Here is a 14,861-nt window from a genome sequence, read left to right as displayed (position 1 = left end):
CCTTGCCGCCTGGCGCCGCTGCGCCTGGGATGGCAGAGGGGGTGGGAATGGCAGAGGACGTGGGGATGGCAGAGGGCGTGGAGGCGGCAGAGGGGAGCGCCTCCCTGTCGCAGATGACGCCAGAGCGTCAGCAGGAAGGGAACAAAACGAAGGCCATCCCCGGTGCGGCCCAAGGCGCCAGCGCCGTGCCGAGCGGTCAGGGGGCTCTGCCGCTGGGGGCCGAAGAGCCCCCCTTGGCCGATGACACCGCCGTGGCCGACCAGGGCGGGGTGACCCGCCAGCCCATGGCAGGCAAGGGAGCGGAGCCGGATGCCAAGGGGGTCGAGCCCCCTCTCTCGGGTCAGGAGCGTGCCGCCCTGCTCGCCAAAGTAGTGGCCGGAGAAAACGCCCAGGCTCCCACTGTCACCCGGGCTGACTCATCGCAAGAGGCACAGGTGACCGATCCCCTGGCGTCGGCCGGACAGGGGACAACCGCTTCCCGTGCCGCCAGCGCCTATGGCGATGGCGTGATCCGGACGGTGGCGCAGGGGCCGGCCCCTGCGGCCACACCGGAGTCCGCCCCGCCCGCGACGGCGGCAGGGGCAGAGAAGGAGGCCCCTGTCGCCGGTGAGGCCAGACAGGCTGAGGCCGCGAGCGGGCAGGGAGCCCGTGCAGGGGCCGAGCCTGCGGTGAATGCAGGGAGCAGCCGGCCCGTGACGACGGAGGACCCGGCCCCAGTCCAGGCGGCGCCGCAGATCCTGGCCCGTCACGAATCCCAGGGGGCACAGGCCCCCCTGACGGCCCTCTCGGCGGGCCTGGACCAGATGGAGAGTGCCCCCGTGGTGGCCGCCGGCGCTGCCGTGTCGGTGAAGCCCGCGGTGGACAAGTCCCGGCTCGATGAGCTGGGTAAACAGTCGGGGATGGAGGTCAAGGGCAGTGAACCCGCCGAGGTGAGCCAGCCTTTGCATCAGGCACAGAGCCAGGTCGGCGAGAACAGACCGCTGGCCGAGGCGACCGTCAGACGGGAGCCTCAGAGCCTGCCCCACCTCAAGCTGGCGACCCCTGAGGCCCCCGAGCAGCTGCACCACAAGGTGAACCTGATGCTGGCGGACAAGCTGCAGCAGGCGGAGATCCAGCTAGACCCCCTGGGGCTTGGCAAGATCAAGATGAAGATCCAAATCCAGATGGATGCCTCCAGCCAGGCCAGCGTGCACTTCGTGGTGCAGCATGGCCAGACCCGTGAGATGCTGGAGCAGGCCATGCCGCGCCTGCGCGACATGCTGGCAGGGCAGGGGATCCAGCTCGGCCAGACCGTGGTGCAACAACAGGCGCAGCAGCAAGCCTTCCAGCAGCAGGGGCAGTCATCCTCCCAGGGTCAGTCCGGTTTCGGTGACCAGGGGCGACAGGGGGGAAATGGCGGCGGCAGCGATGGCAGAGAGGCCGAGGGGAGCGCTCGCAACCTCACGCTGCTGGTGGAATCGGCAAACGATGCCGGAATCGATTTCTATGCTTGATGCATTCTTAAGTAAGTTTATGATACCGAACAAGTTTGAGACTAGGGTGGACAAGGGATGGCAGACGATAACGAACTGACGCTGAAGGATCCGGCGGCAGGCAAGAAAAAGAAGCTGATCATGATAGTCGCCCTGGCCGTCGTGCTCCTTGGTGGGGGTGGCGCCGGCGCCTGGTTCATGCTCGCCGGTGGGGATGAGCCCGCTGCCGAAAAGAGCGAGGCCAAGCCGGAGGCGAACACGCCCCAGCCCTCGCTCTATGTGGGCATGCCCCGTCCCTTCGTGTTCAACGTGGCGGGAGGCCAGCGGGATCGGCTGGTGCAGATCAAGATCCAGCTGATGGTGCGCGGCACCGCCGACGAAACCCTGGCCAAACAGAACATTCCCCTGATCGAAGGCACCTTGCTGCGGGTCTTCAGCTCGGCGACCGCCGAACAGCTGATGACCTTCGAGGGCAAGGAGAAGCTGCGTCAGGATTCGCTGGAAGAGTGCCGCCGGGTGCTGAACGACCTGGTCTCTTCTCCCGTAATCGAACAAGTGCTGTTTACCGGCTTTGTCATGCAATGAAAGGTGAAGCGTGAGCGATCTGTTAAGTCAGGACGAGATTGATGCCCTGCTGCACGGCGTCGACGATGTCGAGGAGGAGGAGCTGGGAGCTGCCGGGGATCCCGGTATCGCCCAGTTCGACTTCTCCTCCCAGGACCGCATCGTCCGCGGCCGCATGCCGACCCTGGAGCTGGTGAACGAACGGTTTGCTCGCCACATGCGCATCAGCCTGTTCAACATGATGCGGCGCACTGCCGAGGTCTCCATCAACGGCGTGCAGATGCTCAAGTTCGGCGAATATGTCCACACCCTGTTCGTGCCCACCAGCCTGAACATGGTGCGTTTCCGCCCCCTCAAGGGGACGGCGCTCATCACCATGGAGGCGCGACTCGTCTTCATCCTGGTGGAGAACTTCTTTGGCGGTGATGGCCGCTACCACGCCAAGATCGAGGGGCGGGAATTCACCCCCACCGAGCGGCGCATCATCCAGATGCTGCTCAAGCTGGTGTTCGAGGACTACAAGGATGCCTGGGCGCCGGTGATGGACGTGGGCTTTGAATACCTCGACTCCGAAGTGAACCCGGCCATGGCGAACATCGTCAGCCCCACCGAGGTGATCGTGGTGAGCTCCTTCCACATCGAGCTGGACGGCGGTGGCGGCGACTTCCACGTGGCCATGCCCTACTCCATGCTGGAACCCATCCGCGAACTGCTGGATGCGGGGGTGCAGAGCGACAAGGGGGATACCGACGTGCGCTGGAGCAAGGCCCTGCGCGACGAGATCATGGACGTCAAGGTGGAGCTCAAGGCCAAGCTGCTGGAGACCGAGCTCTCCTTGCGTGAGCTGATGGAGCTCAGACCCGGGGACATCATCCCGGTGGAGATGCCGGAGAACCTGCTGGTCTTTGTGGAGGATCTGCCCACCTTCCACGCCAAGATGGGGCGCACCAAGGAGAACGTGGCGCTCAAGATCACCGACAAAATCAAGCGCCCTGACGGGGTCAAGACAGAGATGCATCTGGTGACCCGCGGGGGCGTGCGCATTGATGGCGAAGCCGAGCTGGAAGAGCTCGAGCGAAGCATCTCTGACAAACACCCTGATTGATCCTCCCCCCGGGGGAGGTGTTGCAACACTGAGGAATTGAAGATGAGCGGAACCGATGACGAGCAGGATTTGATGGCTGACGCCTGGGCGGCCGCACTGGAGGAGCAGGTCACGGCCGAAGCCAAGCCTGCCCCCCTGGAGGAGTTGAAGGACGAAGCCCCCATCAGCGCCGAAGAGCGGCGCAAGCTGGACACCATTCTGGACATCCCGGTGACCATCGCCATGGAAGTGGGCCGCAGCCAGATCAGCATTCGCAACCTGCTGCAACTGAACCAGGGCTCGGTGGTGGAGCTGGATCGGGTGGCGGGTGAGCCCCTGGACGTGCTGGTCAACGGCACCCTGATCGCCCACGGCGAGGTGGTGGTGGTGAACGACAAGTTCGGTATCCGCCTCACCGACGTCATCAGCCAGATTGAAAGGATCAAGAAGCTCAAATGATCCGTGTGCTCCCGTTGTGGCTGTTTTCCCTGCCTGCCCTGGCCAACCCGGGGGTAGGGGCCAATCCCCCCAGCCTCACCTCCTGGCTGCTCTCCAGCCTGATGGTGATCGGCCTCATCCTGGTGCTCGGCTTCCTGCTCAAGAAGAGCAAGCTTTCCCAGGTGATGGGAGGGGGCCAGATGAAGGTCATCGCCACCCTGCCCCTTGGCTACAAGGAGAAGCTGATGGTGGTCAAGGTGGGCGGCCAGCAACTGCTGGTCGGGGTGACGCCGCAGCAGGTCAACTTCCTCTATCGCCTGGAGGAGCCGCTGGACGAGAGCCAGCCTCAGGCGTTCTCCGAGCAACTGGGCAAACTGATGGGCAAGCATGAAAAACGTTAACTGGATCGGGTGGCTGGCACTGCTCTCCCTGGTGCTCTCGCCCCTGGCGATGGCCCAGGACGGCATGTCTGCACTCACCGTCAAGACCATGGCGGATGGCAGTCAGGAGTACAGTCTGACCCTGCAGGTGCTGGCGCTGATGACCGCGCTCTCCTTCCTGCCGGCCATGGTGATCATGATGACCTCCTTCACCCGGATCATCGTGGTGCTCGGCATCCTGCGCCAGGCCATCGGTCTGCAGCAGAGCCCCTCCAACCAGGTGCTGATCGGCATCGCCCTCTTCATGTCGTTTTTCATCATGTCGCCGGTGCTGGATCGCATCAACAACGAGGCGCTGCAGCCCTATCTGGCCGAGACCATCGGGGCCAAGGAGGCCCTGGAGAAGGCGGAGCTGCCCATTCACCAGTTCATGCTGGCCCAGACCCGGGTCAAGGATCTCAATACTTTCATGGAGATAGCGAACGTGCAGGTGGCCGAGCCTTCGGACGTGCCTTTGCGGGTGCTGATCCCGGCCTTCGTCACCAGCGAGCTCAAGACCGCCTTCCAGATAGGCTTCATGCTGTTTCTGCCCTTCCTGGTCATCGATCTGGTGGTCGCCAGTATCCTGATGGCCATGGGGATGATGATGCTCTCCCCCATGCTGGTCTCCCTGCCGTTCAAGCTGATGCTGTTCGTCATGGTGGATGGCTGGAACCTCATTCTGGGCTCCCTGGCCACCAGCTTCGGGCTGGGCTCGGGTGGTTAGGGGAGGGCAGACCCTCCCCCTGGCTCTCCCCTTCACTCGGGGAGGGCGCGAGGCCTCTCTTTCTCTCGAAGGAGGAGGCCAGGAGGATGCGGCCCTGGGCAAACCCATCACAAGGAGCGAGCAATGAGTCCTGAAACCTTCGTCGACGTCTTTCGCGAGGCGCTTTGGCTGGTGACCATCATGGTGTGCGCCGTGATCCTGCCGAGCCTGATGGTGGGGTTGGTGGTCGCCATTTTCCAGGCCGCCACCTCCATCAACGAACAGACCTTGAGCTTCCTGCCCCGTCTGGTGGTCACCCTGCTGGCCCTGGGAGCGGGGGCCCACTGGGGATTGCAGAGCCTGATGGACTTCTTCCAGCTGATGGTGAGCCAGATCCCCGAGGTGGTGGGCTGATGCCAGCCAAGGGCCACCCTTTCGCTCTGGCAGACCGGTGCCTGCGTCCTCCCGTTGGCTTGCCCCTGCCGGGAGTGTTGCTGTCATGACCTACACCACGGCGCTCATCATGGAGTGGCTCTCCTCCATCCTCTGGCCTCTGGCCCGGGTGAGCAGTCTCCTGATGGTGATGGCGGTCTTTGGCAGCCGGCTCGCCCCCGCCCATATCCGCATCGGCCTGGCGCTGGCGATCACCCTCATCATCGCCCCCCTGCTGCCCCCGATGCCGAAGATCGAGCTCTTCTCCCTCGGCAGCTTCCTGGTGCTGGGGCAGCAACTGCTCATCGGCATCGCGCTCGGCCTCATGACCCAGTTCCTGCTGGAAACCTTCGTGATGGCGGGTCAGGTCATCGCCATGCAGACCAGCCTGGGCTTTGCCACCCTGGTGGATCCCATGAACGGCCAGTCGGCTCCCGTGGTGGGCCAGTTCTACCTGATGCTGGCGACCCTGGTGTTTCTTGCGGTGGACGGCCACCTGCTGATGCTGCGCATGGTGGTGCTGAGTTTCGAAACCCTGCCGGTATCTGACAGCGGGCTCACCCTGCCTGCCATCCGCAGCCTGGTGAGCTTTCTCGGGGTCATGTATCAGGCTTCTCTGGTGATGGCGCTCTCGGCCATCATCGCCCTGCTGCTGATCAACTTCGCGTTCGGGGTGATGACCCGTGCGGCCCCCCAGCTCAACATCTTCAGCATCGGCTTTGCGGTGAGCATGATGTCGGGCCTGTTCATCCTCTGGCTCACCATCGGTGGCTTCATGGGACACTTCGACGCGCTCTGGGAGCGGGTGCAGGAGATCAGCTGCGAGCTCATCAACGTTCAGTGCTTCGGGGGCCAGCATGACTGAGGCCCCACCGGTTGCGGTCCTTTTGCCGCCACTCTGGCGGGCCGCCAGTCGGCTGATGCCGGCAGGAGGCCAGCATGGCTGATACCGATCAGGAACGCACAGAACAACCCACGGGCAAACGACTGCAACAAGCCCGGGAAAAAGGGCAGATTGCACGTTCCAAGGAGCTGGGTACCGCCAGCGTCCTGCTGGCGACCGTGTTCGGCCTCCTGATGATCAAGGAGAGTCTGGCAGGGGCCATGATCAAGGTGCTCACCATGGGCTTTACCCTGGACCGGGATCAGGCGTTCGACCCCAATGCCATGGGGGCCATGGTGCCCGCTCTGCTGGGGGAGCTTATCCAGCCTCTGGGGCTGCTGTTCATGCTGGTGATCATCGCTGCCTTCGTCGGCAACACCCTGCTCGGCGGGATGAACTTCTCCTCCGAGGCCATGCTGCCCAAGTGGAGCAAGCTGAGCCCCCTGAGCGGCATCAAAAGGATGTTCGGGGTGCAATCCCTGGTGGAACTTGTCAAATCCATCGCGAAAGTGGTGTTTATTAGTCTTTTCGCCTGGTGGATGCTGTCTAGCCAGTTCAACCATCTGCTGAATCTCTCTCTCGAGGGCTTTCCCGGCGGCATCGTCGATGCCCTGGACCTGCTGCTCTGGATGCTGATCATCCTCTGCTGCGCCCTGATCCCCATTGTCGCCATCGATGTGCCGTTCCAGAGTTGGAACCACAATCGCCAACTCAAGATGACCAAGCAGGAGATCAAGGACGAGTTCAAGGACAGCGAAGGCAAGCCCGAGGTCAAGGGGCGGATACGCCAGTTGCAGATGCAGATGGCCATGCGCCGCATGATGGGGGATGTCCCCAAGGCCGATGTGATCATCACCAACCCGACCCACTACTCGGTGGCGCTCAAATACGATGCGGGCAAGCCGGGGGCGGCGCCCAAGGTACTGGCCAAGGGGGTCGACGAGGTGGCGATGAAGATCCGGGAGATCGGGCGCGAATACGACATCCCCGTCATGTCCTCCCCGCCGCTCACCCGGGCCCTTTACCACGCCACCGAGATTGGCCAGGAGATCCCGGAGGGGCTCTTCGCCGCCGTCGCCCAGGTGCTGGCCTATGTCTATCAGCTCAAGAAGTTCCGCCGTGGCCGCGGCCGGCGCCCGACCCCCATCGCCAAGGATCTGCCCATTCCACCCGAGTTTCGCAAATAACGCAGTGGAGGCAGCCTGATCCCGGGTGCTCTCCCTTGTGCCCCCCGCGTTTCGCAAATAAAGCGGTGGGATGGCCCCACCATCCGATCTCTCCCTTGTGTCGCAAACAAGGCCGCAATCTCCCTGTCGAGGCGCGTCGCCTCGCCCCATGGCCTGGGCTGGCCTTTGGCCGGCTTGGTGAAGGCAGCTTCCCCCCTGTCACCATTCCCCGTGACGCCAACGACGGACTTCTGACAGCGTTAAAATAAAAACCATATAAATCAATATATTGAATCCTTGGCTTGATATTTGCTTTAATCCGCTATTGGCAGTTTATCATTGAGATGCACGATGGGATTCAAAGCGGGACTGGGCCGTTTCAAAGAGTACAAGTGGCTGCTCAGCAGAGGGGTAGGAACGCCGCTGCTGGTATTGGCCTCTCTGGGGATGGTGGTACTCCCCATTCCGCCCCTGATGCTGGATATCCTCTTCTCCTTCAACATCGCCCTCTCCATCGTGGTGCTGCTGGTGGCGGTCTATACCCGCCGCCCCCTGGAATTTGCCGCCTTCCCCACCGTCTTGCTGATCGCCACCCTGCTGCGGCTCGCCCTCAACGTTGCCTCCACCCGGGTGGTGTTGCTGGAAGGCCACAACGGCAGCGCGGCGGCAGGCCATGTGATCGAGGCGTTCGGCAACGTGGTGATCGGCGGCAACTATGCCGTGGGCATCATCGTCTTCATGATCCTGGTGATCATCAACTTCGTGGTGGTCACCAAGGGTGCGGGCCGGATCTCCGAGGTGAGCGCCCGCTTCACCCTTGACGCCATGCCCGGCAAGCAGATGGCCATCGATGCGGACCTGAACGCCGGTCTCATCAACCAGGAAGAGGCCAAGAAGCGCCGTCAGGACGTGACTCAGGAAGCGGACTTCTACGGCTCCATGGACGGTGCCTCCAAATTCGTGAAGGGGGATGCCATCGCCGGCATCATGATCCTCTTCATCAACATCATCGGCGGCTTCATCATCGGCATGATGCAGCACCAGCTCACCTTCGGCGAAGCGGCCCAGGTCTATACCCTGCTCGCCATCGGTGACGGTCTGGTCGCCCAGATCCCCTCGCTCCTGCTCTCCATTGCCGCGGCCATCATCGTTACCCGTCAGAATACCGACCAGGACATGGGGACAGCGGTACTCGGCCAACTGTTCGAAAATCCCAAGGCGCTGGTGATCTCCGCCGGCATCCTGCTGATGATGGGCAGCGTACCCGGCATGCCGCACCTGGCTTTCCTGAGCCTGGGGGCGGTGGCGGCGGCGGGCGCCTGGTGGCTGCTGCGCCGCGAGAAGCAGAACAAGGCGAAGGCGGCGAGCGGCGAACTCATGCCGGCCCAGGGGGATGCCCCGGTGGAGCAGAAGGATCTCAGCTGGGACGACGTCATGCCGGTGGACATCATCGGCCTGGAGGTGGGTTATCAGCTGATACCTCTGGTGGACAAGAATCAGGGGGGCGAGCTGCTCAACCGGATCAAGGGGGTGCGCAAGAAGCTCTCCCAGGAGCTGGGCTTTCTGGTGCCTGCCGTCCACATTCGCGACAACCTGGATCTTGCCCCCAACCAGTACCGCATCACCCTGATGGGCGTGAGCACGGGGGAAGCCACCGTCTATCACGACAAGGAGATGGCCATCAACCCGGGGCAGGTGTTCGGCCAGATCCACGGTATCGCTACCCAGGACCCGGCGTTCGGGCTGGAGGCGGTCTGGGTCGCCAAGGAGCAGGTCTCCCAGGCCCAGACCCTTGGCTACACCGTGGTCGATGCGGCCACCGTGGTGGCTACTCACCTGAGCCAGATCCTCTCCAACCATGCGGCGCTGCTGCTGGGTCATGACGAGGTGCAACAACTGCTCGACATGATAGGGAAGCATCAGAGCAAGCTGGTGGAAGGACTGGTTCCCGAGGTGATCAGCATGGGCAACCTGGTGAAGGTATTGCAGAATTTGCTCAATGAAGGCGTGCCAATTCGCGATATGCGCACTATCCTGCAGACCCTCGTGGAATATGCGCCCCGCAGCCCGGACCCGGAAGTGCTGACCGCAGCCTGCCGGATCGCCCTGCGCAGATTGATTGTGCAGGAGATTGCCGGCCCCGAGCCCGAGCTGCCGGTGATCACCTTGTCACCAGAACTGGAACGTATATTGCATCAATCCCTGCAAGCAGGTGGGGGAGATGGCGCCGGTATCGAACCGGGACTGGCGGAGCGGATGCAACGCTCCCTGGTGGAAGCCACTCAACGACAAGAACTGGAAGGCCAGCCGGCCGTGCTTCTGACATCGGGGATATTGCGCAATACCCTGGCGAAATTTGTCAAGAATGCCATTCCTGGATTACGCGTGCTGTCCTATCAGGAAGTGCCTGACGACAAGCAGATCCGCATCGTCAGTGCGGTGGGACAGGGCTAGTTAGCGGAGATGACGGGTGAAGATTAAGCGGTTTTTTGCCAAAGACATGCGCACGGCGCTGGCCGAGGTCAAGGAGACTCTCGGACCCGATGCCGTCATCATGTCCAACAAAAAGGTCACCGGTGGGGTGGAGATAGTCGCGGCCGTCGATTATCAATCCCAGGTACCGGGGCCTAAAGACGCGCCGGTTCGCCGTCAGTTGAATGAAGAGAGCGTCAATATCTCGTCTGCGGGCAAGCAGATGACGAGGTCGGCGCCACCCAAGGAACAGAACGAATACTACGCCGATACCCTGGCGGCCCTGCTGGCACGCCAGCAGAAGCTCAATCCGGCCAACCCGGCGGGTGGCAATGGCGCCCCGGGATCATGGTCTGGCAACGGAGGTAACGGTCAGCCAGCCTCGGCCTCCTGGCCCGCCAATGGCGCTGCCGGCACTCAGTCCGCCGGACTGGCGGGCGCGGCCAGTGCTCCCAGAACCCTGGCCGAACAGGGCCAGTGGGGCGCCGCTCCCGAGCCCGCCAAGCCCAAGGCCCGTCCTGCCGCCGCCCCGCGCCAGACCCAGTCCGCCCAGCGGGATCAGGAGATGGAGGGGATGCGCAAGGAGATGGCCAGCATCCGCAAGCTGCTGGAGCACCAGATCTCCGGCCTGATGTGGCAGGAGGTGGAGCGCCGCGAACCCATGCGCGCCCTGCTCATCAAGGAACTCAAGAAGATGGGGTTCGACGATGCCTTCGCCGATCAGCTGGCGGGCCTCATCCCCGAAGACATGCCGATCCATCAGGCCATGGCCCAGCTGGCCGAGGTGCTGACGGCCCAACTCAAGATCAGCGAGGACGAGATCCTGCGTCAGGGAGGGGCGGTGGCCCTGCTCGGACCGACCGGGGTGGGCAAGACCACCACCATCGCCAAGCTGGCGGCCCGCTTTGCCATGAAGTATGGCGCCGAGCAGGTGGCGCTCATTACCACGGACAACTACCGGATCGGGGCCCACGAACAGCTGCAGACCTATGGTCGCATCATGGGTTGCCCGGTGCGGCAGGTGCGGGACGCCGAAGAGCTGGCCAGTGCCCTCTATCAGTTCCGCCATCGCCGGCTGGTGCTCATCGACACCGCCGGGGTGGGTCAGCGGGATATCCGCCTGACCGAACAGCTCGACACTCTGGTGAAGAATGCCAAGGTGCGCATCCGCAGTTATCTGGTCATGTCGGCCACCTCCCAGCGACGGGTGATGCAGGAGGCGGTGGATCACTTCCGGCGCATTCCGCTCTCCGGCTGCATTCTGACCAAGCTCGACGAGAGCCTGAATCTGGGTGAAGTGATCAACGTGTGCATTCAAAACGCCCTGCCCATCAGTTACATCACCGACGGGCAACGGGTGCCGGAAGATATTCAAGTTGCCAACGCGGCGCTGCTGGTCGGTGCCGCCATGGGGTCGCTGGAACGGGAAGCAGAAGATCCCTATTTCTGGGGATCGGGTTTTGGCGAATCCGAAGATTCGGAGTTTTATGAGTAACATGTATATGGATCAGGCGAGTGGTCTGCGCAAAATGCGTCAAAACAATCGAGTGAAAGTGATCGCCGTGTCCGGAGGCAAGGGGGGCGTCGGCAAGACCAACGTGACCCTGAACGTGGCGGGAGCCATGGCCGCCCAGGGCAAGCGGGTGTTGGTGCTGGACGCCGACCTTGGTCTGGCCAACGTCGACGTCATGCTGGGGCTGAGGGTGCATCGCAACCTCTCCCATGTGCTGGCCGGGGAGTGCACCATAGACGACATCATCGTCGAGGGGCCCTACGGCATGATGATAGTGCCGGCCACCTCGGGCACTCAGTCCATGGTGGAGCTCTCCCCGGTACAGCATGCCGAGCTCATCCGCGCCTTCAGCGAGATGAAGACCCAGGTGGACGTGTTGCTGGTGGACACGGCGGCGGGGATCTCCGACATGGTGCTGAGCTTCACCCGCGCCGCCCAGGACATCATGGTGGTGGTGTGCGATGAACCCACCTCCATCACGGATGCCTACGCGCTCATCAAGATCCTCTCCAAGGATCACGGTGTGTTCCGCTTCAAGGTGGTGGCCAACATGGTCCGCTCCCTGCGCGAGGGGCAGGAGCTGTTCGCCAAGCTGACCCGGGTCACCGACCGCTTCCTGGATACCTCCCTGGAGCTGGTGGCCTGCGTGCCTTACGACACCAACCTGCGGGCCGCGGTGCGCAAGCAGAAACTGATAGTTGAGGCGTTTCCAAAATCCCCTGCCGCCCTGGCATTTCGTGCCCTGGCGAACAAGGCGGCGAGCTGGCCCATCCCGAATCAGCCGGGGGGCCACCTCGAATTTTTCCTGGAAAACTTGTTGCAAAAGCCGGTCATAACACAGGAAGACTCCCGTGAATAAAGCCCAAGCATACTTGCGTCATCAGGATTCCTACGTGCTGGTCGAGCGACACGCTCCGCTGGTCAAGCGGATTGCCCAGCATTTATTGGCTCGCCTGCCAAGCAGTGTCTTGCTGGATGACCTGATCCAGGCAGGTATGATTGGGCTGCTCGAAGCTTCCCGCAACTTTGACGGCAGCAAGGGCGCCAGCTTTGAAACCTATGCCGGCATCCGCATCCGTGGTGCCATGCTCGACGAGATCCGCCGTGGGGACTGGGTGCCCCGCTCGGTGCACCGCAACAGCCGTGCCATCGCAGAAGCGATCGAGAACGTGGAGCAGGCCCATGGCCGGGATGCCAGAGACACCGAGGTGGCCGCCAATATGGGGGTGTCCCTCGGGGAGTACCATGCCATGCTGCAGGATGTTTCATGCGGCAAGATCATCGGCATCGAGGATCTGGGCGTCAGTGAAGATGTCATCGGTCATCCCGATGACGGCAACGGTCAGGGAGGATTCGACGATCTGGCGGCTGAACGCTTCCAGGGGGCCCTGGCGGAGCACATCGCCCGCCTGCCGGAGCGGGAGGCGCTGGTGCTCTCCCTTTATTACGATGAAGAGCTGAATCTGCGCGAGATCGGTGAAGTATTGAGTGTGAGTGAGTCTCGGGTGAGCCAGATTCATAGTCAGGCCATGCACAGGCTGCGCGCCCGTTTGCGAGATTGGAATTTATAAGTGGTTGTACTGGCTACACTGGAGCACAACTCTAAGGCATAATCCGCACCATAAAACCTGCGATCTGCATCATGTAAGTGAGCCGTCTTGGCGGCTATTTAGGAGGAACTTTGGACAAGAACATGAAAATCCTCATCGTCGATGACTTTTCAACGATGCGCCGGATTATCAAGAACTTGCTGCGTGACCTGGGATACAACAATACCCATGAAGCAGACGATGGCAACACGGCGTTGCCGATGCTGAAAAATGGCGACTTCCAGTTCGTGGTCACCGACTGGAACATGCCCGGCATGCAGGGCATCGACCTGCTCAAGGCGATTCGCCTCGACGACAAGCTCAAGCACCTGCCGGTTCTGATGGTGACTGCCGAAGCCAAACGCGAGCAGATCATCGAAGCCGCCCAGGCCGGGGTCAATGGCTATATCGTCAAGCCGTTCACCGCTGCCACCCTCAAAGAGAAGCTCGACAAAATCTTTGAACGTATCGGCTAAGGAGCGGCAGGGATGAAGGCCAAAACGAGTGCCATGATCTCGCTTGACCAGGCAAGGATGCTGGTTGCCCACCTGGAGCGGGAAGAGTTTGAACAGGCCGATACCATCCTCGCCGATGTGTGCGCCCCCAATGCGGCGGCCCTGTTTGACAAGGTGGGGCAGCTGACCCGCCAATTGCACAACTCATTGCAGGATTTTCGCCTGGATCCCAGGATCCCCGACCTGGCCACCCATGAGATCCCGGATGCCCGGGAGCGTCTGAGCTATGTCATCGACATGACGGACAAGGCGGCCAATCGCACCATGGATGCGGTCGAGGCAAGCCTTCCCATCGCCGATCGACTCAACGACAACATTCAGCTGGTCATGCCCAACTGGAATGCCCTGATGAGCCGGGATCTCGAGCTGGGTCAATTCAAGGCTCTGTGCCATCAACTGAATGATTTTATTAAGGCTTCTGAGACGGATGCCGATAAGTTACGACAACTGCTGACGGAAATTCTGATGGCTCAGGATTTCCAGGACCTGACCGGTCAGATGATCCGCAAGGTGATCAAACTGGTGCAGGAAGTTGAAACGAAGTTGATAGAGATGCTGACCATGTTCGGTGAGGGCGTTAGCGACAATTCGGCACGTAGCCTGCCAGTGAGCGGCATCGAGGCGGAAGGCCCCATCATGAACCCGCAGACCCGCTCAGATGTGGTCAATGGTCAAGATGATGTGGACGATCTGCTGTCTAGCCTGGGATTCTAATGGAGTGACGCATGGCCTTCGAAGTTGATGAAGACATACTGCAAGACTTTTTGGTCGAAGCATCAGAAATATTGGAACAGTTGTCTGAACAACTGGTCGACTTGGAAAAGCGGCCCGATGACAAGAACCTGTTGAACGCCATCTTCCGCGGCTTCCACACCGTCAAGGGGGGAGCGGGTTTCCTCTCTCTCACCGAACTGGTGGATGTCTGTCACGGTGCCGAGAACCTGTTCGACATGCTGCGCAACGGCAAGCGGACCCTCAGTGCCGAGCTGATGGATGTCATCTTGCAGGCGCTGGATGCCATCAACGTCATGTTTGCCCAGGTCCAGAACCGCGAAGAGATAAGCCCCGCCTCTCCCGATCTGCTGCACGATCTGCACGAGCTGTGCAAGCCGGAAGGGCAGGAGCAGCTGCGTACCGCCAGCGTGGCGGCCCAGCCAGAGCCTGAGCCCGAACCCGCACCAGAACCCGAGGTCATCGCCGAGGTGGCGCCTGTCGCCGTCAATGGCGGTGGCTCCATCGACGAGATCTCCGCCGACGAATTTGAACGCCTGCTCGATGAGCTGCACGGTGTCGGCAAAGCGCCGACGGTCTCTGCCGCCCCCGTGCTGAGCGGTTCAGGTGACATCACAGACGACGAATTCGAAGCCCTGCTCGACCAGCTCCATGGTCAGGGCCAGCACGGTGGTGCCCCCGATCTGGCACCTTTGCAGTCGGTCCAGAAAGAGGTGGACGAGCTCATCGACGACGACGAGTTCGAGCGCCTGCTGGATGAACTGCACGGCCGTGGCCAGGCGCCCCAGCACAGTCTGGCATCTGCTCCTGCGCCTGCTCCCGAATCCAAGGCCCCGGCACCCGCTGCCCCCGCAGCCCCGGTGACGCCGCCCAAGG

The 14,861-nt window shown here is 62.0% G+C and carries 16 protein-coding genes; all 16 read left to right on the top strand.

Annotated features, from left to right (window positions below; translation table 11 throughout):
• Nucleotides 1-1,493 (top strand): flagellar hook-length control protein FliK (locus AACR77_RS22395; protein WP_231563102.1); only part of this gene is annotated, 1,493 nt, incomplete at its 5' end.
• Between the two features lie 57 nt (nucleotides 1,494-1,550).
• Complete coding sequence (gene fliL, locus AACR77_RS22390) at nucleotides 1,551-2,057, top strand: flagellar basal body-associated protein FliL (RefSeq protein ID WP_010673922.1); 507 nt, start codon at nucleotides 1,551-1,553, stop codon at nucleotides 2,055-2,057.
• A 10-nt stretch (nucleotides 2,058-2,067) separates the two neighbouring features.
• On the top strand, nucleotides 2,068-3,141 hold the full coding sequence (gene fliM, locus AACR77_RS22385; RefSeq protein ID WP_010673923.1) for a flagellar motor switch protein FliM: 1,074 nt from the start codon (nucleotides 2,068-2,070) through the stop codon (nucleotides 3,139-3,141).
• Nucleotides 3,142-3,183: 42 nt separating this feature from the next.
• Entirely contained in the window at nucleotides 3,184-3,579 is a 396-nt protein-coding gene (fliN, locus tag AACR77_RS22380; protein ID WP_010673924.1) for a flagellar motor switch protein FliN, read from the top strand.
• Nucleotides 3,576-3,959, top strand: a complete 384-nt coding sequence (gene fliO, locus AACR77_RS22375; RefSeq protein ID WP_010673925.1) for a flagellar biosynthetic protein FliO — start codon at nucleotides 3,576-3,578, stop codon at nucleotides 3,957-3,959. The genes fliN and fliO overlap by 4 nt, the downstream gene beginning before the upstream one ends.
• The gene (fliP, locus tag AACR77_RS22370; RefSeq protein WP_042878947.1) at nucleotides 3,946-4,704 is read left to right on the top strand and encodes a flagellar type III secretion system pore protein FliP; all 759 of its coding nucleotides are present in this window, start codon (nucleotides 3,946-3,948) and stop codon (nucleotides 4,702-4,704) included. The genes fliO and fliP overlap by 14 nt, the downstream gene beginning before the upstream one ends.
• A 123-nt stretch (nucleotides 4,705-4,827) precedes the next feature.
• Nucleotides 4,828-5,097, top strand: a complete 270-nt coding sequence (gene fliQ, locus AACR77_RS22365; RefSeq protein ID WP_010673927.1) for a flagellar biosynthesis protein FliQ — start codon at nucleotides 4,828-4,830, stop codon at nucleotides 5,095-5,097.
• An 85-nt stretch (nucleotides 5,098-5,182) separates the two neighbouring features.
• The gene (gene fliR, locus AACR77_RS22360) at nucleotides 5,183-5,980 is read left to right on the top strand and encodes a flagellar biosynthetic protein FliR (protein WP_042878945.1); all 798 of its coding nucleotides are present in this window, start codon (nucleotides 5,183-5,185) and stop codon (nucleotides 5,978-5,980) included.
• A gap of 74 nt (nucleotides 5,981-6,054) precedes the next feature.
• Nucleotides 6,055-7,185, top strand: a complete 1,131-nt coding sequence (flhB, locus tag AACR77_RS22355; protein ID WP_041212629.1) for a flagellar biosynthesis protein FlhB — start codon at nucleotides 6,055-6,057, stop codon at nucleotides 7,183-7,185.
• 330 nt (nucleotides 7,186-7,515) lie between these two features.
• Nucleotides 7,516-9,618, top strand: coding sequence for a flagellar biosynthesis protein FlhA (flhA, locus tag AACR77_RS22350; protein ID WP_010673930.1), 2,103 nt, complete (start codon nucleotides 7,516-7,518; stop codon nucleotides 9,616-9,618).
• Between the two features lie 16 nt (nucleotides 9,619-9,634).
• Nucleotides 9,635-11,131, top strand: a complete 1,497-nt coding sequence (gene flhF / locus AACR77_RS22345) for a flagellar biosynthesis protein FlhF (protein ID WP_010673931.1) — start codon at nucleotides 9,635-9,637, stop codon at nucleotides 11,129-11,131.
• Nucleotide 11,132: 1 nt separating this feature from the next.
• Entirely contained in the window at nucleotides 11,133-12,008 is an 876-nt protein-coding gene (locus tag AACR77_RS22340; RefSeq protein ID WP_041212631.1) for a MinD/ParA family protein, read from the top strand.
• Complete coding sequence (locus tag AACR77_RS22335) at nucleotides 12,001-12,720, top strand: RNA polymerase sigma factor FliA (protein ID WP_041212632.1); 720 nt, start codon at nucleotides 12,001-12,003, stop codon at nucleotides 12,718-12,720. The genes AACR77_RS22340 and AACR77_RS22335 overlap by 8 nt, the downstream gene beginning before the upstream one ends.
• 122 nt (nucleotides 12,721-12,842) lie before the next feature.
• A complete protein-coding gene (gene cheY, locus AACR77_RS22330) occupies nucleotides 12,843-13,214 on the top strand; it encodes a chemotaxis response regulator CheY (RefSeq protein WP_425278782.1) in 372 nt (123 codons plus the stop codon).
• A 12-nt stretch (nucleotides 13,215-13,226) separates the two neighbouring features.
• Nucleotides 13,227-13,967, top strand: coding sequence for a protein phosphatase CheZ (locus tag AACR77_RS22325; RefSeq protein WP_041212633.1), 741 nt, complete (start codon nucleotides 13,227-13,229; stop codon nucleotides 13,965-13,967).
• Nucleotides 13,968-13,978: 11 nt separating this feature from the next.
• The coding region (locus AACR77_RS22320) for an Hpt domain-containing protein (RefSeq protein ID WP_042878943.1) at nucleotides 13,979-14,861 on the top strand (883 nt) is incomplete at its 3' end.

Origin of the sequence: Aeromonas sp. ZOR0002 (assembly GCF_963866995.1) — a bacterium.
Classification (GTDB): domain Bacteria; phylum Pseudomonadota; class Gammaproteobacteria; order Enterobacterales; family Aeromonadaceae; genus Aeromonas; species Aeromonas caviae.
This window is presented reverse-complemented; position numbering and strand designations above follow the sequence as displayed.